We start from the raw sequence: 24,135 nt of genomic DNA on the forward strand, positions 1-24,135 counted from the left end.
TAGGAGTTCATGTGAAACAGCAAGATCGTATTGGGGTAGGACTCATTTCGGTGGGCTGGATGGGACGCCTGCATTCGCGGGCCTATCTTGCCACTCAACAGTTCTTTCCCGAGCTGCCCCAGCACCCTGAGCTCGTCATCGCAGCTGACCCTGACGATGAAGGCCGTCGCCACGCCGAACAGGCTCTCGGTTACCGAGATACGACGACCGACTATCACGAGCTCCTTGAGCATCCTGACGTCGACGTCGTTTCCATCTGCGCACCAAATTTCCTTCATCGTCAGATTGCCCTCGACACGATCAAGGCGGGCAAGCCATTCTGGATTGAGAAGCCGATGGGTCGTAGTGCAGAGGAGTCGCGCGAAATCGCTGAGGCTGCACGAGCGGCGGGCCTCGTCACCGCAGTCGGTTTCAATTACCGTCACGCACCAGCTCTGACTGAAGCACGTCGAATTATCCGTTCCGGAGAGCTAGGACGCATCACCAATGTTCAGATTCGGATGATGGCCGATTACGCCGCGGATCCGTCGTCCGTGTTTACTTGGCGCTATGAGAACGACCGTGCTGGATCCGGAGTGCTCGGCGATGTGCTCTCGCATGGATTCGATCTGGCTCAGTATCTTGTAGGAAGGATTTCATCGGTCACCTCAGTCACCGATACCTTTGTTCCTGAGCGACCGTTGCCGGCCGGTACATCATCGAACAGTTTCAACAAGGGTGAAGCCTCAACGGAAAAGCGGAAAGTCGAAAACGAGGATTACACAGCTCTCCTCGCGCGCTTTGACGGGGGTGCGTTAGGAGTCTTCGAATCGAGTCGAGTCGCCACTGGACCGCACACTGAATATACAGCCGAAGTCTACGGCTCGACAGGTTCGCTGCGATGGAACTTTGAAAAAATGAACGAACTCCAGCTCGCAGATGATCCACGCGGATACCGGTCAATTCTCACTGATTCGTCGCACGGCGAGTTCGGTCGGTTCCAGCCCAACGCAGGGCCGGCCATCGGATTCAACGATCTCAAGACGATCGAGGCTTCCTTGTTCCTGCGATCGGTCGCGGAGAATAAGCAACTTGCCCCTTCCGTCGCTGATGGTTGGTCAGCGGCCGAACTTGTCGATGCCACTATGCGCAGCGCGGATTCCGGAGCCTGGACATCCGTACCAGAGGTCGCTGGCGAAACAACATACGACAGCTGACGAAGCCGAAGCGCGGGGGCGAGGATTTCAGTTCCATCTCCAAAAGACGGGTTCGTCTCGTGCTTCACGAAATAAAGTGAGCGGTGCCCTCCGCAGGCTGAGGAGGGCACCGCTCTTTTGTGGGCTCTTGCCGACGCACACTTTATTCCCTATTGGAGCTCCGAGAGGACGTGCGGCGGTCTGAGCCTTCCGGGACGAGAAGGAAGCGTCGTTCGTCTAGTCGTGCGGGCGAAGCGTGGCACGCTCGATGGGTCACTTTGTCCAAGGACCGTATCGTCAACATACTTGTGCCTTGAAGCTCTGATTTGGAAACTTCACCGGCCAAACATCCGGTTGGCGAATACGGAGACCCTTCAGGCGTTACTCCCTAGTCCGACACACGAAAACACGGCCGTCGATGGAAAGCCCAACGAAGGCCGTGTGACGGTTCAATGCCTGTCAATCGTCACAGAGACAGATCGTCTTTGACAGGAACGCGTGATTATGATTTTTCGGCGAATCGGAAGAGCTTCTTGTTCGCGAACTCCAGCATCCCTACTTTGCCCATCTCCCTGCCGTAGCCTGACTTTTTGACTCCGCCGAACGGAACGTCTGCACCGACCAGTCCAGCCGCGCCGACAAAGACCATACCGACATCGAGCCGAGTCCCGACGTGCTCTGCGCGTTCAACGTCATCGCAGATCACGACCGAACCGAGTCCGTAGGGAGACGAGTTGGCGATTTCAATCGCCTCGTCGTCGGTGGAGGCTCGATACAGCTGCGCTACGGGTCCGAACAGCTCCTGGCTGTACACCTCCATCTCTGGAGAGATACCGCCCAGCGCTGAAGGCGTGTAGATATTGCCGTCGGGATCGTTGTCACCGGTCAGAAGCTCGGCACCCTGCTCAAGCGCCGTTTTCACCTGCACCTGAAGATCGTCGGTGGCCGATTTCGACGAGAGTGGGCCGAAGTCTCCGCGATCGTATGAAAGTGATCGGAGCGCCTGGACGAATTTCGAGGAGAACTCGTCGTAGTACTTCTCGAGCACAATGACTCGCTTCGACGCTGTGCAACTTTGCCCGCTGTTGTCCATGCGGCCCTTCACTGCCTCGGCGACAGCGAAATCGATGTCGTCGGTGTCGAGCACAATGAAGGGATCCGCTCCCCCGAGTTCGAGAACACACTTTTTCAGATGTCGTCCTGCCTGCTCTGCCACGATCGCTCCGGCCTTCTCCGAACCCGTCAGTGATACTCCCTGGATGCGGTCGTCGGCGATCATCGTCGAGATCTGATCGTGTGACGCAAACACATTTATGTAGGAGTCGTTGGGAAATCCTGCGTCGGAGAAGAGCTTCTCCAGAGCCAGGGCTGAATTGGGGCATTGCGACGCATGTCGCAGAATCACGGTGTTCCCCAGGATCAGGTTCGGAACCGCGAACCGAACGACTTGGTAGTAGGGGAAGTTCCAGGGCATGATGCCCAGCAGCGGGCCAATGCCTTGGAACCGGAAGAAGCTCCGCAGACCGTCCTCGACTTCTAGGATCTCGTCTGCGAGCCATTCCTCTGCCTTTTGACCGAACTTTCTCGTGATTGCACTGGAGAATTCGACTTCACCCCGTGCTTGAGCCAGGGGTTTGCCCATCTCCAGATTGATGATCGATGCGAGTTCGTCTTTTCTTTCAAGGAAAAGATCAGCAAGCTTCTCAGCGTGTCGGGCTCGATCTGCTACGGACGTTTGCCGCGACCAGGACCGGTACAGCGTGTGGCTTCGGTCGAGCGCTGTCTCGATCTCCGAGTTCGACGACTCGGGATACTCGGCGATGACCTTTCCGGTCGCCGGACTTGTTACTGCAAAAACACTCATTGATACGTGTCTCCTTACTGTTCGTCAGGGGTGACCATTCTGAAAAGACCCTGCCCCGGCCCATGTGACCCTCACACTGACCTATTTTTCAGTCGAGGGGACCGTGGCAGCATAGAACCGCTGTGTGGCCCTGCCTTCAAGGTGCTTCGCGGTGCCAGCTTGGTTCCCTGGCCGCTCGGACGTCATTGGCACGCCGACGTCCCAGAACGCTCCGTTCGGAGTGAGGTAGCGCCACGGCTCCACTCGCGCGACCACGACAGCAGGGCGGTCCTGGTTCTTTGCTTCAGTCAGTGCGGTTTCGAATTCCTCAATTGTCGAGGCTGACCAGGACGCGCATCCGAAGCTGGCCGCGTTCGCGGCGATATCGACATCGACGATGGGTCCGTCGAGTCGTCCGGTTTCAGGGTTGCGTTCGCGTAACTGAGTGCCAAATTCAGCCGGGGCACCCTTGCTGACCTGGAGGGGCCAAATGCATTGATGCCCACGGTTGTCGACAACGATCACGATGATCTTCTTGTGCTCCTGAGCAGCTGTGACGAGCTCCGTCGGTTGCATGAAGTATGCTCCGTCGCCGATGAGCACATAGATCTCGCCGTCGTCGTCAGGTTTCGCAAGCCGGTGGCCAAGGCCGGCCGGAAGTTCGTGACCCATGCACGAGTTCGCATATTCGAAGTGGATCTCGGTCTCGTTCGAAGGGTCCCAGGCTTTGTGGACTCCTTCGACGACCCCGCCGGATCCCACGACCAGAGTGTCCTCGGCAGTCGCCACCTGGTTGAGTGACTCGATCACTTGCGCCTGGCTCATCAATTCGCCCGCAAAGTCCTGTATATCGTGTTCACGGATCTCTTGAGTGGCCGATTGTGCTTGTGCGATCTCCTCCCGGTAAGCGGCGGAGGTCTCGTACCTCGTCGGAGCGAGTCTGTCATGCAGCGATGCCAGCGAAGTCCGAGCATCCCCGATGACGGGGAACGACCCCATCTTGTGAGCATCAAAGGAGCCGACGTTGAGGTTGACGAACTTGACGTCGGGATTCTGGAAGAGGGAGTGCGAGGCTGTGATGAAGTCTTGCAGTCGCGTGCCCACGCAGATGACTACGTCGGCGTCGTGTGCCAACCGGTTCGCTCCGATCGTGCCCGTTGTTCCAATTCCACCGACTCCGAGCTCTCCGAGCGGCCCGGAGCCTTTTCCGGCGAAGGTCTCTGCCACAGGAATATCGAACGTAGTGCTGAACCGCGCCAGTTCCGACTGGGCCTTGGAGTATCGGACTCCTCCTCCAGCGATGACAAGTGGTTGCTTCGCTCCACGGATGATGTCTGCCGCAGCATCGATCTCATCCTCTGTCGCCGGGCGGCGGCGAATATTCCACACCCGGGGGGTGAAGAAGCTCTCGGGGAAGTCGAATTCGGCACCCTGGATGTCCTGTGGGAGACAGACGACAGCGGCTCCAGTCTCGACAGGATCTGTCAGAACCCGCATTGCCTCCGGCAGAGTTGACAGCAATTGAGCCGGGTGAGTGATCCTGTCGAAGTACCGGCTCACTGGTCGGAAGCAATCGTTGGCGGAGACATCCCGCTCGACAGGATGTTCGATCTGCTGAAGTACAGGATCGCCGTATCGGTTGTTGATGATATCGGCAGGGAACAGCAGAACAGGCAGCCTGTTGGTCGTCGCTGTCGCTGCACCAGTAATCATGTTGGTGGAGCCTGGACCAGCCGACGCTGTGCAAGCCAACGTCGCCGCGCGGTTCGACGCCTTGGCGAACCCAATCGCGGCATGGACCATGTTCTGCTCGTTCTTGCCCTGATAGTGAGGGAAGTCGGTACCGTACTCGTCAATGCCCTGCGCCAGTCCTACAGAATTTCCGTGACCGAAAATTCCGTACATTCCTGGAATAAGGCGGCGGCGTTCACCGTCATAATCGCTGTACTGAACTTGCAGATACTCGACGATCGCCTGGGCAACAGTCCTACGTCGGACTGAAGTTGCAACGTCTTTGTTCGACGTGTCTGCAGCGACAGTGGTGCTCATGAGTGCTCCTTAGTAGTTGAAGGTCGTCGGCCATATTGCCGGTATGAACGTTGTCCAGGATCACACCCCAGTGCTCCTGGAATGTGTGCCACTTTGAAACTCATGGTGCGTTCAAGTCGGAGTCTGCTCTCAATGGAGCGTCGTAGAAGAAGTTTCGACCGCTAACCATAGTTCGAACGCATCTCGATAAGATTTGAGGTTTCGACCAGTCAATTCTGTGATGCGCTTAAGCCGATATCTCAAAGTATGTTCATGGATATACAGCTGCGCCGCCGTCGCCCGCAGTTGTCCCTGGTTGTGAAAATACAGCCTCAAAGTGTGCAGCAGTTCCGTACCTTCCGCCTCGTCGTACTCGAGCACCGGCCGGAGAGTATCAACGGACAGAGTCTCGATCTGTTTTCGGTCAGAGTTCAGCCACGGTGTGAGCGTGTGATGGTCTTCGGCGAATGCAACGCAGTTTTCAGACTCTTGACTGGTCAGGGTCAGCGCCCACATCGCTTGCCGGTGCAGTTTCATCACGTCCTGGACTTCTGTCGACATCCCGCTGACACCGACGTTCGCACCGGTGTCGGAGGCGAGCTGCCAAATCACGTTGTCGCCGCAAGCGACCACAGCCACCAGAGCACCTTGAGACGTCATCAGATGAGATCGCGCCCGATCGTAAAGCCAATCGCGTATGGCTATTTCGAAGTCGTCATTGCTCGAACGACTCTCGAACCCCAGCAACCGAAAACCTTGTTCGGGCTCGATGCCCGCGTTGGCGAATCGAGCCTCCAACACCTCGGTTGGTTGGCTCTGTTCCAGTGCTGACGCTAAGGTCGTACTGTTCTGGCGATGTTCGGCTTCTCGGCGTCGTTGAACGTCGACTGCGTCCAGTGCGGCCAAAGTGCTGATGTGCTGCAGAACTGTCAGCCCCTCGGGTACAGAGTCGACGTGTTCCTGCGCGATGAGATACGCGGTGACGCGCCGACCGACGAATAGGGGAACTACGTATCCGCCGTTCACGACTTGCAGCTCATCGCTGAGGTCGAGTTCGAAATCGGTAGGCACCCACGGCCAGTCGGCCAGCAGGGGGCTCATTGCTGGAGTCACTAAAGCAAGCCTGTAGCCAGAGACTTTCTCCAGCTGCTCGTACATCGCTTGGACGTTATTCTCAGCGGTGTTTCGCAGGCGAAGAGTGTCGTAGATGCCCACATGCCTAGCCAGGCGGTCGCGTGAGGCACGTTCATTCGCGTTCGCCACAATGTATGACAACTCGATGAAAGGTATCTGGCGCGGAATGCGCAGTATAGGAAAACTGGCCTGATTGGCTGCGCGGAGAAGTTCGTCCGTCAGGACCGGAGCTCGGACACTGACGACGATTCCGGCGAGTCGGTGCTCGGCTAGGCGGTGCAGATATTCAATCTGCCGACTCGGAGTCTGAGGAATTCCGAACCCGTTGACGATCAGCAACTCGCCGCCTTCGAACCATGGACCCGGATCCTCAAGCTCCGAAGTGTGAGTCCAACGCACGACGTTGTCCGCACCGGCGGCCCCTGCGATCAGCTGCAGACCGAGGTGCGGTATCGCCATCAGCTCGGCGACGGTCATACTGCCGTCATTGATTCGGCTCCGTTGGACTCCCACCATGTCATTCCTCGCTCCTGGAAATGCCTGCCTCTCGAATGATCGAGAGGCACGATCATTAGTCAGTCGAACCTGTACGGTTCATGCGGTCCGACCGATGGCAAGGGCCGGGGCCTCTCGCAGGAGCTTTGCACGTCGACGTGCTCGCCACGTTGGGATGACTCTTCGAAGGCCAGCAGGACTTCGAGCACATGGTAAGCGAAACTTGCTCCGGTCCGCGGTTCGACTCCGGTGCGAATCGCATGTCCGAACTCCGCAAGACCGATTCCCCGGTATGCGTCGTCACGGTGAGTAAGCAGAGTCGCCCGCCAGTCACCGCCTCCGGGCGGAGTCATATCGAGAGCAAGGTCGCGTGCCTCTCCCCTGCGGAGGCTTGGCGCACCGTCGAAGTGATCAGGGTTTGGGGCAGCGATCGAACCTGCCGATCCGTAGATCTCGAAATGAGGAAGATTGTGGTTCCACACGTCCCAGCTGACAATGACTGTCGCCACCGCTCCGGATTCGAAGTCGATTGTCCCTGACACATGGGTCGGGGTTCGAATGTCGATCTCGCCGTCATAACCACCTTTGCCGTCTGGACGTGGCCGTGTCTCTGAGCTGCGGTGAGCGGAGGCCGAAACGCGCCTGACGGGACCAAAGAGGTTGATGAAGTTGGTGACGAGATAGGGTCCGATGTCGAGCATCGGGCCGGCCCCCGGACTGTAGAACGGATCGATGTTCGGATGCCAGTGCTCGTAACCGCGGTTGGCGAACGAGGCGAAAGCCGCGACCGGATCCCCGATCCACCCGTCATCGACAAGTTTGCGAGTCGTCTGCATTCCCGACCCGAGGAATGTCGTCGGAGCAGACCCGACCTCAACTCCTGCTATTCGTGCAGCGTCAACGATCTCTCGGGCTTCCTCGAGAGAAGTCGCGAACGGCTTTTCGGACAACACATGTTTGCCGGCTTTGATCGCCTGCAGCGATACCGGTGCGTGTAGGTTCGGCGGCGTGAGGTTGAGCACCAACTCCACGTCCCGGTCCGCAAATAGCTCGTCCGGTGTCAGAGCTTTAGGAATGGAGTACTCAGTCGCTCGTCTTGCAACAGCGTCGGCATTCACGTCTGCCAGTGCGACGACGTCGACATCGGGATGTACTCCGATCTTGTCTAGGTATTGGTTGAGAACGTTGCCAACACCGATGATTCCTACTCGAATCGGTTCCATTTGCATATTCCTTCAGTATTAGGGGTTGTCAGACTCGGGCCGCATGCGGATCGGGTTATGACAGTTCACGTCGGCGGACGTGTTAAACCAGCCTGTGTGCGAGCCCGACACTCAACTTGTCTCCGCTTGAACACTGTCATTGTGGTCCGCGACGATGCTGTGTCAGTTTGGGACACTTCCGCGGCTGTGTGAGAGATTCTTTCTCTGATTCTCGGTGCCCGACGAATCAATAGCGCCGCTCTCGTCGATCCGGACGCCATAAACTTCCCACGCGGCTTCGGCCGACACTCGACCGTCATTGACGTCGACCAAGACTGCTTGGGGATCTCGTTCCAGAGGATCGCCGTAACCGCCTCCGCCTGGCGTGATCGACACCACTTTCTCTCCGCGACGGAGGTCGTAACGGCCGACGACGGGAATCGCGCGCGGCTCGCTGCCCGAAACGTCTTCCACCCATGCTTCCGGCGCTGCGCCGCCGTATCCGCCGCGGACACCCTTCGGAGGGTTCTCTTTTCCTTCGATTCCATAAGTCAGAGTGACTTGGTCAACTCTTGGCTCAAAAGTCACCCGCGATGCAAGGCCACCGCGTTGTTTCCCCGCGCCGCCGGAGTCGGCGACCAGGGCTCGTTCGTGAATGAGAATGGGATAGCGCTGTTCATCGACCTCGACACTGTCATGGTAGAGCAAGGCACCGCAGACGGGACGCTGATAGGTCGGCCAACCATCTACGTAAGGAGTCGCAGGGCCCCCCACGCCTCCGACGAGGATCTGGTTGACATAGGCATTCCCGTTGCGCTCGTCCGTGCCCGAGATCACGGCCTTCGCTGGTGTCTGGCCTGCAGCGCCCTCGGCAGAGCCATACCCGTCGTCTATCCGAGCGAACGATGATTGGACAATGTTGACAACGCGGTCAGCCAAGTTCGTCGTCCCGGACGAGCATGAGTGTGGGTGCTTCGGCACACCAACGGCACAGCCTTCTCGCAGTTTGACCTCGATTCGTCGAAACGTTCCCGCGTTACTCGGCAGGGTCTCCGGAAGACCGGACAGAATTCCGGCAAGCGCGGCCCCTGTCGCTGTAGCTCGGGTAAGATTGAGACCGTTGGGTAGGTTGTCGGGATTGTCTCGAAGGTCGATCGATACCCGTCCCTGTGTCGGTTTCACTGACACCGTCGCTTGAATGTGCACTCCCTCTGGATCTGTCCCTGGGAACGGGTCGTGGGTCGACTCACCGTGCAGATCGACCTCCGGCAACGTCTCAATCGCGTTCTGAGCCAGACGCTCTGAGTAGTCAAACCACGCTTCAACGAAGTCGACGACGTCATCGGTACCGAACTTCTCAGCCAGTTCCTGAATGCGACGTTCAGCGATGCGCGAAGCACCCACTGAGGCCAGATAGTCGCCATACCACTGATCCGGAACGCGAATGCGAGAGCGGCACATCCGTACCACGTCGTCGACGTCGGTATAGTCACGCTGGACTCTCACGCAGGGAAAGATGAGAGCACCTTCTTCGTACACATCTCTTGCAGTGGCGAAGAATGTTGTCGGCAGCGAGTCACCGCAGTCTGCCTGGTGAGCCTTGGTCACAGCAGTGAAGAGATGCTTACCACCGACGAAGATAGGGACGAGAATGCAGTGATCGGCCGCATGTGAGTTTCCGAGATAAGGGTCATTGTGCAGGAAGGCATCGCCTTCTCGAATATCATCGTGCAATGCGATCATGTCTTCACCGAGCGGTCCGGCTCCGAAGACGTGAACCGGTACTCCTTCTGCTGCGGCGAGGAGTTGGTTGTCGGCCGTGAGCACTGCGCACGAAAAGTCGCGGGCGGTATTGATTACTGAGGAACGTGCTGATCGCAGGAGTCCATTGGTCATTTCTCTCACGATGCCGTCGAAGGCGTTCGCCAGTACCGAGAGTTTCACAGGGTCGAATTCGCGTGTCATGTTCACGCCTCCTTGAGGTTCAAGTAGAAGTTGGAGTTCTCGTCCAGTTGGGCATTCCACGTCGGCGGGATGACGATTGTCGTCGTCGGCAGGTCGACCACCGCAGGACCTGAGATCACGTCGCCTGGCCCCAACGTGCCGCCTCTGTAGCGAGGTGCGGAGTACTTCTTACCGTCGAAGACCATCTCGTCAGTTCGATGAGTCTCGGGTGTCTGGGAGTCGTTGGCGTTCGAATCAACGAGCTCGGGACGTGGAATTTCAACTCGCGCGCCCCATGCAATGATTTCTACGCGGCTGGTGGGATCGTGAGTCCCATTTCGGTGATCGTGTTCCTTGTGGAAAGCTGCCTCAATGCTCTCCGCTGCGCTTTCAGCCACCGGTGCTTCGCTCAGATACACGCGAAGGTCCCAGGCTTGGCCCGGATACCGGGCATCGACGAAATAGGTGACCTCGGCGTCGGCACCGGTTCCAGGGAAGCGGCGCGCGAATTCGTTCGCCTTAGCCGACACCTCTCTCACCGCGTTGGCCGCCGAACTGACATCAAAGCTTCGCGTGTCATTGTGCAACGGGGACAGGAACTCTGTAGCGATGGGCGCTTTGTGAGCGCCGAAGGCTGCAAGTACTCCAGCGGTGGCAGGTATGAGCACAGTATCGGTTTCCAACAGTGATCCGATTCCCGCTGCCACCATTGCGCCTGCGCCCCCTCCTGCAACGATGAGAGCACCGCGGGGGTCGACGCCCTGCTCCAGCGCGGACTGTCGGATCGCCGTTGCCATGTGGTGGGACGAGACGTCCAGGATCGCCTGTGCCGCCTGCTCGACCGTCATGTTCAGCGGTGTGGCAATTCGAGATTCGATCGCCTTCTCCGCCGCCCTCCGGTCGAGCGTGAAGCCGCCCTCGAATCCCTGGGCGTCGAGATATCCGAGAGCCACACACGCATCCGTGACAGTCGGTTCTTCTCCGCCGAGGCCGTAGGCTGCGGGACCTGGTGTGCTTCGCGCGCTCTGCGGTCCAACTCGTAGCAGGCCGCCTGCGTCGATCCATCCGATCGATCCTCCACCGGCACCGATGCTCGTGACTGCGACGGAGGATAGGCCGGTCAGATGCCCGACGAACGGTTCTCCGAGCCACGCCTCGCGGGTATGGCGGACGGTGCCCTTCTCAACGAGGGAGACGTCGAAGGTCGTGCCCCCCATGTCGCAGACGACGACTGTTTCCCGGTTCGGAGCGGCAGAAGCACCGACGAGGGGAGCCATTGAAGGTCCAGAATTCAGAAGCAACACCGGTCGATCGAGAACGTCGTCGACGTCAAGTACCGCTCCTTCGGACGTCACGACTAGCAAATCGCCGTCGAATCCCGACTCGACTAGGTCTCGGCGCAGATCCCCCAGGTGGGCTTCCATCAACGGCTTCAGCGATGCGTCGATGGATGCCGCCGACGTTCGGCGGTACTCACGGATGATTGGGTTCGCGTAGTTCGAGAGAGTGACCGGCACACCAGGTAGGATCTCTTCAATGAGCTCGGCGACCCTGCGTTCGTGAGCATCGTTGATGATCGACCACAGGAACGAGACAGCGATCGCCTCAACCCTTTCTGCAGCAAGGCGATGCAGAAGGGTTCGGACGTGGTCTTCGTCCAGCGGTTCGAGGACTGTGCCTTCTGCCGAGACCCGTTCGCGAACTTCGTAGGTCAATCCTCGGGGTATATAGGCCGGAGGGTAGGCAGCCTTCGAGTCGAACGCGTCTCGCCTTCCCCCCTCGCGCAGCAGCAGGGTGTCGGCGAAGCCTTCGGTGATGAGAAGAGCCGTTTTGGCGGTTTTGCCAGTCAGCACCGCGTTGGTCGCATGGGTCGTGCCATAGACGATGACTTCGGCGTTGCGCAAGACGTCGTCTCCGCTCCAGCCGACGGACTCGGCAGCGCGTCTGACGGCGGCTTCAAAGCCCGTGAAGACGCGATCGTAGGTCGTCAACGCCTTACCCATGGCAATTCCACCGGTACTGCAACCGACAACGACGTCGGTGAATGTGCCGCCGGTGTCGACAGCGATTCTGTAGCGGACCTTTTTTGACAGAGCAGTATCGTTACTCATGTGCTTTCAGCACCTCCATGGTGGTAGCTCAAGTTCAAATCGATGGCTCCTTTGAGCTCATCGACGGGCGACGGTGTTGCGCAGAATTCCGACCTCTTCAATGTCAATCTCCACCACGTCGCCGGAGTCCAACCAGACTGGTGGATTTCGCTTCGCGCCGATTCCTTGTGGAGTACCAGTGGCGATGACATCGCCTGGATTGAGAGTGAGAAAACCAGAGAGGTAGGAGACAATCTGGGCGATCGAGAAGATCTGGTGTCGGGTATTCGATCGTTGGTACTCGACGCCGTTGATTCGAGTCACCAGTGCCAGCGACTGCGGGTCACTGATGTCGTCGAGAGTCACGAGGGCAGGACCCCACGGAGTTGACCCATCGACGGCCTTGCCCGGAAGCCATTGTGTCCCTCGATACTGAAGGTCTCGTGCGGTGATGTCGTTCAAGACAGTCAGGCCGGCGACGTACTCCAATGCCTCGTCTTCGAAAACGTGGGCGGCGGCCCGACCGATCACTACGGCCAGTTCACCTTCGAAATCAAGGTTGTCTGTGACATTCCGTCCACCGATCTCGTCCGCAGGCCCGATCAGGGTTGAAGCGAATTTCGCGAAGATGTCCGGGTACTCCGGAAGTGCGCGCCCGGTTTCAGCCACATGATCCTTATAGTTCAGCCCGACGCAGAGAACTTTCGACGGCCCCACCACAGGGCCATCGAGATACACGTCGTCGAGGCTGCCGACTCGAGAGCTCGGGGACCTCAAGAGTGTCTGGCTGACCGCGTTGGACAACGAGGTGAGGTCGTCGCCGTAGTGGTTGAGCAGATCTGTCACGGAGTTGCATGCGCCTCGAGTGGCCTCGGGCGTTTCATTTAACAGCTCTTCGAGATCAAAGACTTCTCCATTGAAGAGAATGCCGCCGCGCGTACCGGACTGATTGCGGTAGGAAACAATTTTCATGGTCTGAGGTACTCGACTTTCGTATTAGCTTGCTGTGGCGACGGCGGCAATTGCAGCGGACAGTCGTTCGGCAATCTCTGCACCCACTGTGTCGTCCATAGCGGTCGACAAGGAAAGAAGGTTCGCTGGCGAGCCGAGAAGCCCGTGCCTGTACGTTGCCCACCAGAGTCGATGTTGAGTATCTTCAGCGACCTTGTCTGCCCCTTCGGGGACGGCGCGAAGCAGCGAGCCTCGTCCGCGGACCTCCCACCCGAAGTCGGCAATCGCCCTGCAGACCGTTCGGCGCACGTTATCACCGAGATCGTTTAAGCGCGTTACCTGATCTTCGGTGTACAGCCGCAGCGCGGCAGCTCCGGCCGCCATGCTGACAGGGTTGCCAGAGAACGTCCCGCCGTGAGGGAGATTGCCTGATCGGGTCGGGTCTACCTCCCCCATCAGCGAGCCGAGACCGGCGACCGCCCCGACCGGGAATCCGCCGCCGATCAGTTTCCCGGTTGTCATCAGATCAGGCTGAATTCCATAATCTCCGCTCAGCCCGTTGTAGCCGAGCCGAAGACTGATAACTTCGTCGATAATCAAGACGATGCCGTGCTTCGTCGCGAGATTACGTGCCGTACGCGCGAACTCCTCGGAGACGCTCACGAGGCCAGCGCGATTCGGAAGCAGATCGAGGATGATCGCAGCATAATCGGCAGGTGCCGATTCCACGACATACGTGAGGTGTTCGATGTCATTGAGCGGAACAGTAGTGACATCATCAATCACGCCTTGTGGGACACCGCGGGTGTAGCTGGGTCCCCCCGGGACAAGGGCCAAATCTGACGTGCCGTGGTACCCGCCCTTAGTGACGACGACCTTGTCACGACCAGTGCTGGCGCGAGCGATACGCACTGCTGACATGACGGCCTCAGTGCCCGAGTTAGTGAACCGCACTTGGTCAAGACCGGGTAGACGGTTCAAGAGCAGTTCAGCCAGTTCCCACTCGTAGAGGTTGGGGATACCCCAGCTGGATCCGGCTGACATCGCTTCGACAGCGGCTGCTTTGATTTCGGGATGGGCATTTCCGTGGATCAGGGAGGTGAAATTGTTGTTCGCGTCAATGAGCTGCCGACCACGGTCGTCCCAGACACGACACCCCTCGCCTCGGATCGCGTAGGGGCTTGGCGCGCCTGTGTAGTAGGTGGAACGTCCATAACCGCCCGGCAGCAGGGGATAGCCCCGCGGTCCTTTGCGCAGATGAGGGTCGGTCGCTGGACCGGCGACGGTCGGGTTCGCAGTGTCAGTGTTCATCATTGACCTTTCGAATATTCAGTTCACGAGATCGATCAGTGGCTGACCGGTCAAGACTCGGCGGACACGGTCGACAGCGCCATCCTGCAAGGCACCTGTGGAGCGATTCGATCGCCACGCGATGTGTGGTGTGAGGATGGTGTTTGTGGCCGACCTCAGAGGATGTTCCGGGTCGAGCGGCTCCTCTGCGAATGTGTCGATTCCTGCGCCGGCGATATGTCCGGACTCCAATGCTTGTGCCAGGGCTACCTCGTCAACGAGTCCTCCACGGGAAACGTTGACTACCACGGCACCGTTCCTCATCCGCTTCAGGACATCACCTGAGATCAGGTTTCGAGTTTCGCCGGTCAGCGGAAGATGCAATGAGATGACATCGGAGTTCTCGAGAATGTCGTCGAGATCGGCGAGTTCGAAAGTGCTTTCGGAGACGAATGGATCGTAGGCACGTACGTTCGTTCCGATGGCCGAATACATGCGCGCGACGTGCTGGCCAATGCGGCCCAATCCGACTACGCCGACCTCCAGGCTGGAGAGCACGGGAGTGTCATATCCGATGACTCCGTTCCACCCGTTGTCTCTAATGGCAGAGTCGCCGGCTGGCAGACGGCGAGCGAGTGAAAGTCCCATCGCCAGGGCGTGCGAGGCGACTTCTTCCGAAGCAGTCCCGGGAACAATTGACACAGGGATGCCGGCCTTTGTCGCGGCATCGACGTCGATATTGTCGTATCCGATCCCGTACCGGATCACTGCACGACACTTTTCCATTGCAGGAAAATCGTCGGCGGTCAGTTTCGCATATGGAGTGATCATGACAATTTCGGCATCTGAGAGCCGCTGCCTGAACTCTTCTGTGTCAGTGGCCGGTACCAGTTCGTAGTCGAGTTCTGATGCCAGCGTGTGCTCACGTTCCAGATCAGGGAAATGGTGCGGGGCAACCAGGATGATTCCCTGTCGCTCACGGTTCATCGTCATCCGTCCTATCTATTAGTCAGTTGTTGACGCCCCCGGGACTGTACTCACACAGTTCCGAGCTCGAGTTCAATTACATGACAGAAAGATGGCGGGAAACCGTACCATTCCGAGACACCTCAACGAGCTCGCCCGTGGTCGGGCCTTTGCAATCATCCGCAGACGATGACTGGACGAGTTTGCGGCGATATCAACGCAGTTGAGAAGATTGCGCGAACGGTGCCAAAGGTGAAATTGCTGACCAGGCGGCATCTGCGGAAACCGCACTATGGTTGCGGCACCATCGATACGCCGACTGCCGAGTACTGACCGGCAGGTTCAGTCAGTCTTCGCGACCAAGGTCATCACTCGCATCATGCAGGAAACTCGTCGAGCTGCCTGGGCGCTGGTCTCGAGAGCGGGAGCCGCCTTGATGGGGCCGCCTGCAATCTGATGTCAAAGTCCAGTGCGGGCAGATCCGCTGAAGGAGACGTTCACAGTGAGAATCTTGTGCCCGGGACAGCTCCGAACACCATTTCAGAAACCGCCGCTGATGGTATAAATCAGCAACACTGCCGCAAACGAAAGCAGTGACTCGATGGTCGACTGCACAGTCCAGGTCTTCAGCGTTGTCTTCACATCCATCTTCAGGAGGTTGCCGACTAACCAGAATGCGGAGTCGTTGACGTGGCTGGCGAATCGTGACCCGGCCGCGGCGGCAAGCACGATACAGACGAGCTCTATCTCGTTGAAGTTTCCCGCACTCACGGCTGTTCCAAGGAGTCCGCCGGTAGTAGCGATCGCCACCGTGGCAGAGCCCTGTGCTACGCGAAGGGCTACTGAGATCACGTATGCCGCGATGACCACCGGAAGCCCGAGACCGTCAAGGGAGGCATAAAGGGCGTCTCCTATACCGGAAGAACGAAGGACTCCCCCGAACATTCCTCCTGCACCAGTGATGAGGATGACGGAGGCAACTGGGCCAAAAGCGCCGTCGACGAGCTTTTCTAGGGCGCTACCACTTTCGCCACGGAATTTACCGAGTACGAGAATTGCAACCAGCACTGATATTAGGAGCGCGACCGGGGACGCTCCAATGACCATCACAACCTTCACCCATGTTGTTTCAGCGTCGACAACACCAGCGCTCGAAAGTGTGTCGAATCCGGTGTTCAAGAGAATGAGCATCATGGGGAGCACAAGAATAAAGATCACCCAGCCCACTCTCGGCGGCGTTTGCGGCTGATCGTCGTCAAGAGCACCGAATAGCGTAGGAATGACCATCGGGTATCTCGCGTTCACGAGGCGAGCCCACAGATATCCGCTGACGTACCACACCGGCAACGCAATGAGCAGACCGAAGACCAAGACCAGTCCAATATTAGCGCCGAAGAACTCACTGGCCATCACAGGCCCTGGATGCGGAGGAACCAGCACATGCATGATGGAAAATGCTGCAGCAGAGCTAATTCCGTAAAGCAGTAGGCTTCTACCGCCCATCCTGCGTGCAACTGCGAAGACGATCGGTATCATGACGACGATGCCAGCGTCCGCGAACATAGGTATTCCCATTATCAGAGACGAGGCTCCGAGAGCGAGTGCCGCGCGTTTCTGCCCGAACACAGCAACCATTCGTTCCGCGATCACCCGCGCACCGCCACTGGCTTCAAGCAGGCGACCGAGTATGGCACCGAAACTCACGACGAGGGCAACTGACGCCAGCGTGCTACCGAACCCATCGAGCATCGCTGGAACGATGTGCTCCGCGGGGATCCCCGCAGTTGCCGCTGTGAGCAAGGAGACAAGCACCAGGACTACGAATGCATGGAGACGGACAACAATGATGAGAAAAAGGATCAGGGCCACACCTCCTGACGCGATGAAGAGGAGCGGTACTGTCCCTAAGGTCTGAGTCCAATCTTCCATATCTTCTCTTTTCACACAGCTCGATCAATGGAGCGGAGGACCCGAAGCATGTCCTCCAAAATTTCAGCCATCGCTCATGGCTCATCCTTCACAACCCCGCGACGGGGCAGTCTGTAGATGCTTCTTTGCAGCGGGCACTTTGGCAGGCGAGATTGCCGTTCATTATTCAAAGAAGTGCGACGACAGGGGACCCGGTGGGCCGACTGTATTGGTGGTTCAACGGTTGAAAATGGCACGTGGTCACGTCCAGTCGTGAAGTGACCACGGACGTGAGCTTTATTAATCGAACAGCCTGCGCAAGGGCGCGTTCAAGAACGTGCCGCTCGGATCCATCTGTCGCCGCAATTGAATGAAATCGTCCCAGAAGGGATACACGCTTCTGTAAAAGTCTGCCGTGCGGAGATAAGGTTGTTTGCCCCAGTGCGGACGACCGGGAAACGGATCCAGTGCTTCCTCCATCGCGCGGAAGAAGGCCCGATTGTCATTTCCCCACGTGCGGACAGTGTTCAGCGATACTGCCGCGTCGCCGCCGGTCGGCGACAGCCACGCATCGTCTCCAGCGGCGGTACGCACCTCTAGGGGAAACGTGTCGGGGAACCTCTCAAGCACATGCAAGCAGGACTGAATCGCATCGAGCGCAGTGTTATAGGGGACGAAGGGTTCGACCTCCTCCCACGGCGGAGTGTATTGATCGGGATAGATCCTGTACGGGCGGTCTGTTCGGTGTGCAGGGGAGCCATCGTAATCCGTGTCCGGGTCCACCTCGTCGAAGATTCGCACCAGAGTCGGCTTCGACGTCTCAGGAAGCGGGGGAAGAGATGCCGACATGTCGTACTGCTGTCCATGCACAAAGCTGAAGTGACGATGATTATGCGTCAGCTCGTCCCATCGTTCGAGCACTTCTGTTAAAGGCCTGAACTCGAGCGTTTCCCGCAGTTTGAACTTCGGTTCGAGTTGGATGTCGAGGCTCACAATCACACCGAGCATGCCCATCGAGGCGCGAAGTGCGGGCAATCGCGGATCATTGAAACCGATCATTTCCACCTCACCCGATGAAGTGACCACCTTCGCGCCGACAACCTCACCAGACAGCAGCTTCAGCCCAAGCCCTGAGCCATGCGTCGAAGTGCTGATCGCGCCGGCGATGGTCTGTGCATCAATGGCACCCTGGTTGCGGAGGCACAGCCCCTCATCCCAAAGTGGCTCACCGAGGTCGGCAATCTTTGTCCCTGCTCTGACGGTCGCCTGCGCAGAAGAGTGATTGAGCGACTCGATCCCGCTCACTGCCGAAAGATCGAGCACTATACCGTCTGTCGGCACCAGCGGAGCAAAAGAATGGCCGCTCCCCACCGGCCGCACGGTGACGCCACGGCGTGTCGCATCGGCGACGATCTCGCTGATCTGCTCCACAGATTCAGCCTTTACGATAGCCTCGGGGCGGCAACTCTCCGTCCCTGCCCAGTTTCTCCATGTCCCGTTGTTCACGAGGTCAGCTCCAGTTCTCTCGAGGTGAGCGCGGCTACACAGCAGTCGGCACCATCTCAGCCGCTACCGACCATCGAAGTCGAAGTCCGGACGTCCCATATGTGCCAAATCGGAACATGTGAATGCCGTGTTCCGCCACAATTCGAGATGAATCGACGATGTACCAAGCGACCGCCGTAGCTGAGAAATGACTCTCCTCGACGCACGTGGATGTGATTGTTGGAGGGACCGAAGTGCTGCCGCGTACATGCAGCTCTCCTCAATCCTGTGGCCTAACTAGTTGAATGATTTTGACATCGTTCATGAAAACCACGTCCCGACGTCACTCTGCAAGACAGGCATCGGCGAATCGTCAACCAGCAGTCGCGACGAATACGATCAGTGTGTGCACATGCACTTGCGAACTTAGCTTCTCCTATCGGACATATGACGATGGCGAAGTTGTCCGCGCACGAGCTATGAAGCCAGGACATAGGCGGAGCCAGTTGGACCTCAACGACATTCACTCACTGGGGCAGGTACCCGCTTAAAGGTCGAGTCCCTTGCGGAGGAAGAAGTCCATTCTCCGATAGAGGGTAGACCGGCCGATTTGCAGGATCTCGGCCGTCTTGCGTCGGTTGCCTCCCGCTTCTTTCAGAGCGGCTCTCAATTCGCTCAGTTCGGCTTCTTCCAACCTTGAGAGTCGTCCTTGAACGAGCGATCGTTGATATTCCTCGGGAATGTCTCTCACCGATACCTCATCACCACGAGACCTTTCGAGTGCGTTGGAGATCACTGCGCGAAGTTGGTCAATATTGCGCGGCCATTCGGAGTTCGTCAATGTAGTGACTAATCGCTTCGACAGCTTTCGACCGCCGGAGTCCTCGGCAATCGACCGTGCAATCACTGGAATATCTTCCCGGCGAAGTCGAAGCGGTGGCACGGTAATTTCTATGGCACGAATACTCTCAGTCATATGCAAAGTAGCGTCAGTATGGTGCTTCGCGGTGAATACGAGCTTCGTGTGATGGCTCCGCTGGACCCGGTGGACGATTCCTTTCGCTTCGGGAACTGACAGTTCGTCGGCGTTAAGCACGACAAGCACCGAGGGGTCGACGGCAATAGCTTGGTCGAGGAGCTCGGAAAGCCTTTCGTCATCTCCTTCGGGGGCATGAGCATCTACGAACACGCTTCCGCCGATGAGGGCTACGACTTCCTCGGCGAGTCTTTGTTTGCCGGTGCCGGCTTCTCCGACGATTGCGACGGGGCGGGCCTGATCGACCGCCTTCGCTGCGAGATGGATCATCTGCTCAAACTGAGGGCTGGTTCCGTCGAGGCTTGCCTTCAGTTTGTCCGTTGTCGAGGAACGTGTTGGATGGATGACCAGATTATTATCCTCGCTGCCAACCTCACTTCGGACTGAACGGGGTCGGATCACAGCAATTGCGCCAACGCTGGTCGCGGAGAGCGACACGGCAGACACGCTCAGTTCAGACCATCCCGCACTGTGCAGACTCACTTCCGTGCTCGTCGGCCTGCCCGAGGACATCACTTCTTTTGCATAGCCTGAGACGACAGCCATATCGCCGTCATCGATCAACTCGACCGCAGCGTTGTTCATCAGCGAGTTCTTACCGTCCATCGCAATGACCGGCAGATTGCCGCGCCTACGCGAGACCGTCAGATACTCGTTCAACAGTGAACGCTCTTTCGCCGATGTCCGGTCCGCAATTTCGTGCTCAATACGAGAGGTGATGCCCTCGAGCATTAGCAGAGTCGAGGTCGGCTCGATGGCAGGCACTTGAGTTGAAGGGAAGGTGAGGCCGATCACCCCCCGCACGCGGTTGTGAAATGGATCCCGGATAAGAGTCGCAAAGCACCAGTTACCGCGCATATCTTCTCGGAAGTGCTCTTCCGGAGCCAGCCAGACACTTCGCCCTTCTTCCAACGCGAGCCCTTCCCCGTTGCTGCCGCAACTCTCTTCGAGCAACGAATAGCCTTCCGGGAACTCCTCCTCAGAACGTAAGAAGCTAGGTCGAACCAGCGCTCCATTCGGGGCGGTCAAACTGACATAACCTCCAAGGTCCGCCGCAAAGTTGTCGAGTGTCCTCAGGTGCGTATCGGCCGCTTCCAAGGTTCGATCGTCAACCCGGCCAGCATCGAACATGCCTCGATCAATCGTCGCATCCACGCCGGCCGCTCTGCTTCGAAACCATGAACGAGCGATCAACGGTCTGAGTCCAGTCAGCTCGGAGTCATGGTCACTGAGAAATCGATCTCGGATGGAGTCGACATCATGGGATTCTCGGTTTCGCTCAGGCGTCACCAGCGGGGCTAGACTCATCGTCAGCAACTCCTCGTTTCTCGGCATCTTTGACACGATTTTTGAAAGATTAGCACAACAGCTTTCAGCTTTGAATTGGCGAGATATCCAATCATCCCGACAGTCGGCTCGACTTTTCAACCATCGGACCGGACTTCTCTACACAACCCTTCCAAGTCATCAAATCCCCGATTACGCGGAACCTCGCCTATGTGTCCCATTTTGGCACACACGAGCTCTCGTAGAACGCGCCAAAGTGGGCACCGAAGATAGTCGAATGGATTTTCCCTGTCGAGTAGCCCCAGACGTCTGGGGTGCACCTCGGGTTCGCTATTTGCTAACAATGCAAGAAGGACTAATGCTTCGATTCAATTCTCGACCATACAAGCTGGGGCATCGATCGAATTTGTGCACCAGTCGACCTCGATCAATAGTCGCAATCTCCTCGTCAATCGGCGCGCCGTGGCGGTAACGCAGGTCTCCGACAAAAAAGGGTTACGCATATGGCCGCCGCGACTGAACTCTTGCCTTCCTTGAACATTCTCGAATTGGGTTCGGACACGAACACAATAAAGGTATCGCGATACGCATACGAACTGATCGTTGTCTGACCCGAATATTCGATCGAGACATATTGGCACTTAGCATCCTTCCACTTTCGACCTTACCTCCTACAGAGCCATTGACGATATACAGAAATTCCATTGAGGAAAAGATGAAGCGATACACTATTGATTGCATTGCTGGTGACGGAATTGGGCAGGAGGTAGTTCCGACTGCAGTAGCGTGCATCGATGCGGTTGCTGAACAGAATGATTCTCGGATCACTTGGCGCGAACGGAATTGGAGTTCAGATCGATACTTGTCCAAGGGCGCAATGATGCCGGTCGATGGAATTGACCAGCTAGATGGCGGAGATGGAATACTCTTAGGGGCGGTAGGGCATCCGGAAGTACCCGACCACATAACCCTGTGGGGCCTTCTCATCCCGATCCGACGCGCATTCGACCTGTATTTGAATATTCGACCAGTACGGTTGCTGCCCGGGATCGAACCTCGCGTCGTTGGAGATGGCCGTATAGACACTGTTATTGTCCGTGAAAACGTGGAGGGAGAATATTCGGAGGTCGGTGGTCGAGCGTACCAAGGCACTCGTCACGCCATGGCCTTCCAGCAAGCGCTTTTTACTCGACGTGGCGTCAAGCGTGTCACAGAATATGCCGCAGAGCTCGCTGCAGAGAGAAGTGGCAAGATCATCTCTGCGACCAAGTTGAACGGCCTCATCCACTCAATGACCTTCTGGGACGAAGTCGTCGAAGAGACCCTCTCCAGGCACACTGGTGTCGAACTGCAAAGTGTATTGATCGATGCACTCGCCGCACGACTGGTGCTTGCACCTTCTTCGGTTGACGTGATCGTTGCTTCTAATCTTTTCGGAGACATTTTGTCCGATCTTGTGGCGGCGACCGCTGGTTCTATAGGTATTGCGCCATCGGCAAATATCAATCCCGACCGGTCGCAACCATCTATGTTCGAGCCTGTCCACGGCACTGCCCCAGACATCGTCGGCAAGAACCTCGCAAACCCGATCGGTCAATTGTGGGCTGGCAGCATGATGCTAGAACACATTGGCCAAGCTGGTGCAGCAACAGACCTGATGAAGGCCGTAGAGAACACTCTTTTACGCGGCATCCGGACGGCGGATCTTGGCGGCACGGCGTCGACATCCGAGTTCGTCGCCGCCGTGTTAGAAGAGATCGATGCGGTGGCTTCAGCTGGAGTTGAACGCTGAACAGTGGCAATAGAGTCGGAACCGAACTTGTGCCTCCACCCGCAGGTGCATGCGGTTGTGCCTAATTCGCAGCGTCATGCAAGGCTATTTGGAACGGGTGATGAGTCGCCCTGATAGTCGCACCGTCCGTGGTTTACTTAAGCCGCTCACGCGAAAGTGACTCACTTCCATGCTACGAGAAGCGCAGTTACCAGAGACCCATCTGAGCTTCCGTCAGCCCGTCACGTGATTGAAAACTAGAAACCGGGACAATGAACAGCGGACAAAGCCAGACACTTTTCAGACCTTGCGATAGCGCGCACTCTCCCCGAGGTCCTCCATCCAGAACACGCCGATGTGCTGATCAAGATAGACGGGCTCGCACCTCGAACCCGCACCGGCACTCGGCGCACGCGCTTCTGGCCCTCGTCCTCCGAAAAGCCCTCGCGAGCTGCACCCGAAGTGCAAACACGGCTAGAGTACTTCGACGTCGCAGTTCGAAGCGCACTCGTTCAGACCTTTGACAAGTCTCGATTGCTCGACACTCAAGATCCACCTTTAGTCCGCACATCTTCAAGCGCGAAGTAGATTTCGTCATGCGCCCGAATCGCGTCCGTCGCTCGCCCGTCTAGCTCTTCCGTGATAACAGCCAGAAGCACGTGGATGAGGGACGAAGCCGCTACCAATGAGGGAAAATGCGAGCTTCCTTCGGCAGGAATGACCAGAATGTCGTCGACGTAGGAAGTGAGTTGGGAAAAGCGCGTATCGGTGATCAGCATGACGCGAAGCCCTCTGGCCCTGCCCACTTTGGCGATCGCTTCGAACTCGGCTGGCGTTCTCCAGAAGTTCATAATCAAGATGACGTCACCGCGAGAAGCTGACGACATTGCAGTGTGGGCGGCCTTGCCGCCCCAACCGACGGGTACGGTCGTCAAGCCCATCCGAGCGCCGACATGCGCAAATTGAGTGAGCGGCCCGAGATAGCTGCCGGAACCGAATAGCAGGATGGTTGCCGACTGTCCTTCGTCGCCGTGAAATCCCCGGATGAGGCTCTGCGCGAATCTGCGGCATTCGTCGGAGTCGAGCGTGCTCTTGAGGGAATTGATCGTCATCGCATCTGTCGACAAGGCCGCGTCTATCACCGACCCTTCTCTTTCGGAGTGGATGTCGAGCAGACCGGTGGCGTCGAGACCTGAGAGATAGAGCGCCCGAAGTTCTTGCTGAAGAGCAGTCCAACCGTTGCATCCGAGCGTCTTTGCACTACGAACTACTGTCGCGGGATCAACGCCGACCCGGTGTGCAAACTCTGCGACAGTTGCAGTCGTTGCATACTGGGGAGCCCCTGCAATCGCGCGGACCACACGTGACGATTGCTTCCCTAGTCGTCGATCACCAAGCTTCGACAGAATCCACTCCTCGACTCGACTGAGCCCGTCGCTGGACAAGGCATGACCGTCGCGCATCGATGCATTGTGTTGCATTTAACCTACTTTGCAATATAACCTCGGCTGGGACACAGCGTAGTGCAGA

General features: G+C 57.7%; 15 protein-coding genes. 2 read left to right on the forward strand and 13 right to left on the reverse strand.

Going from position 1 to position 24,135, the window contains the following annotated elements; all coding sequences use genetic code 11:
- Positions 1-11 precede the first annotated feature (11 nt).
- Positions 12-1,196, forward strand: coding sequence for a Gfo/Idh/MocA family protein (locus D3I60_RS17285; RefSeq protein ID WP_262777934.1), 1,185 nt, complete (start codon positions 12-14; stop codon positions 1,194-1,196).
- Between the two features lie 481 nt (positions 1,197-1,677).
- Here the strand turns inward: D3I60_RS17285 and D3I60_RS17290 are convergent, their stop codons facing one another.
- From D3I60_RS17290 to D3I60_RS17345, 12 genes are all read right to left on the reverse strand, one after another.
- Positions 1,678-3,039, reverse strand: a complete 1,362-nt coding sequence (locus D3I60_RS17290) for an NAD-dependent succinate-semialdehyde dehydrogenase (RefSeq protein WP_262777935.1) — start codon at positions 3,037-3,039, stop codon at positions 1,678-1,680.
- An 81-nt stretch (positions 3,040-3,120) separates the two neighbouring features.
- A complete protein-coding gene (gene iolD, locus D3I60_RS17295) occupies positions 3,121-5,067 on the reverse strand; it encodes a 3D-(3,5/4)-trihydroxycyclohexane-1,2-dione acylhydrolase (decyclizing) (protein ID WP_262777937.1) in 1,947 nt (648 codons plus the stop codon).
- Positions 5,068-5,196: 129 nt separating this feature from the next.
- On the reverse strand, positions 5,197-6,657 hold the full coding sequence (locus D3I60_RS17300) for a PucR family transcriptional regulator (RefSeq protein ID WP_262777939.1): 1,461 nt from the start codon (positions 6,655-6,657) through the stop codon (positions 5,197-5,199).
- 98 nt (positions 6,658-6,755) lie between these two features.
- The gene (locus tag D3I60_RS17305) at positions 6,756-7,898 is read right to left on the reverse strand and encodes a Gfo/Idh/MocA family protein (protein WP_262777940.1); all 1,143 of its coding nucleotides are present in this window, start codon (positions 7,896-7,898) and stop codon (positions 6,756-6,758) included.
- 162 nt (positions 7,899-8,060) lie between these two features.
- On the reverse strand, positions 8,061-9,842 hold the full coding sequence (locus D3I60_RS17310) for a hydantoinase B/oxoprolinase family protein (protein ID WP_262777942.1): 1,782 nt from the start codon (positions 9,840-9,842) through the stop codon (positions 8,061-8,063).
- A gap of 2 nt (positions 9,843-9,844) precedes the next feature.
- Positions 9,845-11,932, reverse strand: coding sequence for a hydantoinase/oxoprolinase family protein (locus tag D3I60_RS17315; protein WP_262777944.1), 2,088 nt, complete (start codon positions 11,930-11,932; stop codon positions 9,845-9,847).
- Positions 11,933-11,989: 57 nt separating this feature from the next.
- On the reverse strand, positions 11,990-12,883 hold the full coding sequence (locus D3I60_RS17320) for a fumarylacetoacetate hydrolase family protein (protein ID WP_262777946.1): 894 nt from the start codon (positions 12,881-12,883) through the stop codon (positions 11,990-11,992).
- Positions 12,884-12,907: 24 nt separating this feature from the next.
- Complete coding sequence (locus D3I60_RS17325) at positions 12,908-14,173, reverse strand: aspartate aminotransferase family protein (RefSeq protein ID WP_262777948.1); 1,266 nt, start codon at positions 14,171-14,173, stop codon at positions 12,908-12,910.
- A gap of 18 nt (positions 14,174-14,191) precedes the next feature.
- The gene (locus D3I60_RS17330; protein WP_262777949.1) at positions 14,192-15,139 is read right to left on the reverse strand and encodes a C-terminal binding protein; all 948 of its coding nucleotides are present in this window, start codon (positions 15,137-15,139) and stop codon (positions 14,192-14,194) included.
- Between the two features lie 519 nt (positions 15,140-15,658).
- Entirely contained in the window at positions 15,659-17,047 is a 1,389-nt protein-coding gene (locus tag D3I60_RS17335) for a GntP family permease (RefSeq protein ID WP_262777951.1), read from the reverse strand.
- A 279-nt stretch (positions 17,048-17,326) separates the two neighbouring features.
- Positions 17,327-18,532, reverse strand: coding sequence for a D-arabinono-1,4-lactone oxidase (locus tag D3I60_RS17340; RefSeq protein ID WP_262777953.1), 1,206 nt, complete (start codon positions 18,530-18,532; stop codon positions 17,327-17,329).
- Between the two features lie 526 nt (positions 18,533-19,058).
- Positions 19,059-20,855 (reverse strand): sigma-54-dependent Fis family transcriptional regulator, encoded by a 1,797-nt coding sequence (locus D3I60_RS17345; RefSeq protein WP_262777954.1) that lies wholly within the window; start codon positions 20,853-20,855, stop codon positions 19,059-19,061.
- 694 nt (positions 20,856-21,549) lie between these two features.
- Between D3I60_RS17345 and D3I60_RS17350 the strand changes: the two genes are divergently transcribed.
- On the forward strand, positions 21,550-22,626 hold the full coding sequence (locus D3I60_RS17350; protein WP_262777956.1) for an isocitrate/isopropylmalate family dehydrogenase: 1,077 nt from the start codon (positions 21,550-21,552) through the stop codon (positions 22,624-22,626).
- Between the two features lie 524 nt (positions 22,627-23,150).
- Here the strand turns inward: D3I60_RS17350 and D3I60_RS17355 are convergent.
- Positions 23,151-24,086, reverse strand: a complete 936-nt coding sequence (locus tag D3I60_RS17355) for a MurR/RpiR family transcriptional regulator (protein ID WP_262777958.1) — start codon at positions 24,084-24,086, stop codon at positions 23,151-23,153.
- Positions 24,087-24,135: the final 49 nt, after the last annotated feature.

It is taken from the genome of Brevibacterium permense (genome assembly GCF_025506275.1).
GTDB classification, from domain to species: domain Bacteria; phylum Actinomycetota; class Actinomycetes; order Actinomycetales; family Brevibacteriaceae; genus Brevibacterium; species Brevibacterium permense_A.